This is a genomic window from Polaromonas sp. P1_G2 (assembly GCF_056405515.1).
The window spans coordinates 1-2,100 of record NZ_JBFUBY010000456.1; the positions used below are offsets into that span (position 1 = coordinate 1).

Here is a 2,100-nt window from a genome sequence, read left to right on the forward strand (position 1 = left end):
GACCAATTGCGGGTCGCATTCAAAATCGGGAAAGCCCTGGCCCAGGTTGACCGCGCCTTTTTCGGCGGCCAGCGTGGACATGACCGTGAAAATGGTGGTGCCGACGGCGGGCAGCTTGGTTTCGAGTTTGGGGGTGCGTTCGAGGGTGGTGGTCATGGCTTCAGGATGCGCTTCGGGGTGGATCAAATTTCGTAATCATTCACGCGGCCGGCCATGGCCTTGGTGATCAGGGCGCGGTCCAGCTTGTCGCTGAGCAGTTCGGCGAATTTGTAGACGAAATTGCGCAGGTAGGCGCTGCGCTTGAAGGCGACGCGGGCCACGTTGATGCCGAACAGCGGGCCGGCCGGGATGGCGACCAGGTCGCTGTTGGTGCCGTCTTCCTTGATGGCCATTTCGGCCACGATGCCCACGCCCAGGCCCAGGCGTACATAGGTCTTGATCACGTCGGAGTCTATGGCCTCCAGCGCGATGCGCGGCTGCAGGCGCTTGGCGGCGAAGGCCAGGTCTATCTTGGTGCGGCCGGTGAAGGACGGGTGGTAGGTGATCAGCGGCTCTTCGGCCAGGTCTTCCAGCGTGATGTTTTCTTTTTTGGCCAGTGGATGGTCCACCGGGATCACCAGCATGTGCTGCCATTCGTAGCAGGGCAGGGTGACGAGGTCGTCGTACTGCGTCAGCGACTCGGTGGCAATGCCGATTTCGGCGACTTCGTCGAGCACCATGCGCGCCACCTGGTCGGGTGAGCCCTGATGCAGGCTGACGTTGACCTTGGGGAAGGCTTCGCGCAGCTTGGCGACCGGTTGCGGCAACACGTAGCGGGCCTGGGTGTGGGTGGTGGCGATGGACAGCGTGCCGCTGTCCTGAGCCGAGAACTGCTCGCCGATGCGGCGCAGGTTGCCGACCTCGCGCATGATGAGCTCTATGCTTTTGAGGACATGCTCGCCGGGCTCGGTGACACGCTTGAGGCGCTTGCCGTGCCGCGCGAAGATTTCCACGCCGAGTTCTTCWTCCAGTTCGATGATGGCCTTGGACACACCCGGCTGCGAGGTATGCAGCGCTTTGGCGGTCTCGGTGAGGTTCAGGTTGCGCCGGATGGCCTCCTGGACGAATCGGAATTGGTGAAGGTTCATATGCGAATTCAGGCTAATTATTAACTTTATTATGCCTGTATTGCGCTAAGGCGGCAGGGCCGGCGGGCTTCAGGCCAAGGCGATCGCCGCCATCAAGGCCGTCAGTTCGGGGTGCTCCCCGGCGCTCGGCAGCAGCTCCACCGCGATGCCTGGATGGCTGGCCTGAACCTGTCCAACCAGCAGCGGCAAGTCCTCGCGGGCATGCTTGCCTACGCCGAAAAACATCGGAAACACCCGGATGGCACGCACGCCGGCGGCGGCCAGTCCGGCGGCGGCTTCGGGCAGCGTGGGCGCGCAAAGCTCGAGGTAGGCGCAGAGCACGGGCGTGCCGGGCGCGTCGGCGCGTATCCGGGCGGCCACGGCCTCGATGGGCGCGCGCCAGAGCGGGTCGCGCGAGCCGTGGGCCAGCAGGATGATGCCGCGCAATGGCGTGGCGGTCGTCGTCATGGGCATTCGCTAGCGCCGTAGCACCAGCCAGCCGAAAGCGCCCAGCGAAACGGCCATGTAAAGCAGGCCGGGCGTGGCGGCCGCCAGCCAGGGCATCCAGTTGCGCAGGTTGCCGATGTAGCCGAACACGTTGTTGAGCAGGAAGAAGCTGATGCCTATCATGACCCCGGCAAACACATAGCCCGCGATGCCGCCGGAGCGGAAGTGCAGGTAGGCAAAGGGCAGGGCCAGGATCACCATCACCAGGCAGCTCAGCGGGTAGAACACCTTTTTCCAGAATTCGATTTCATAGCGCTGGGCCGTCTGGCCGTTGGCGTCCAGGTGGCGCACGTAGTTGAAGAGGTCTATGGTGCCCATGCGCTCGGGTTTGAGCAGCGCCACCGACACCATTTCGGCGCTGATTTCAGTGGGCCAGCGGAAGCTTTCAAGCACCGCGCGGTGGACCTTGGCGCTCTCCTGCGGCCTGGCCGTGCTGGTCGCGCCGGGCGTGCTACCGACCTCGAATTCCGCGCGCGTGGCCTGCTGC

Annotated in this window: 3 protein-coding genes and 1 pseudogene; all 4 read right to left on the bottom strand. The window is 64.2% G+C overall.

The features are described 5' to 3' along the window. Positions 1-156: pseudogene (locus tag AC1D0P_RS25115) on the bottom strand (methionine aminotransferase); the annotation flags it as partial. A gap of 26 nt (positions 157-182) precedes the next feature. Next, entirely contained in the window at positions 183-1,127 is a 945-nt protein-coding gene (locus tag AC1D0P_RS25120) for a CysB family HTH-type transcriptional regulator (RefSeq protein ID WP_477679223.1), read from the bottom strand. A 69-nt stretch (positions 1,128-1,196) separates the two neighbouring features. Continuing rightward, entirely contained in the window at positions 1,197-1,580 is a 384-nt protein-coding gene (locus tag AC1D0P_RS25125; RefSeq protein ID WP_477679224.1) for a sirohydrochlorin chelatase, read from the bottom strand. Positions 1,581-1,583: 3 nt separating this feature from the next. Continuing rightward, positions 1,584-2,100, bottom strand: a 517-nt coding sequence (locus AC1D0P_RS25130) for an LptF/LptG family permease (RefSeq protein WP_477679225.1), incomplete at its 5' end; no start/stop codon positions are given.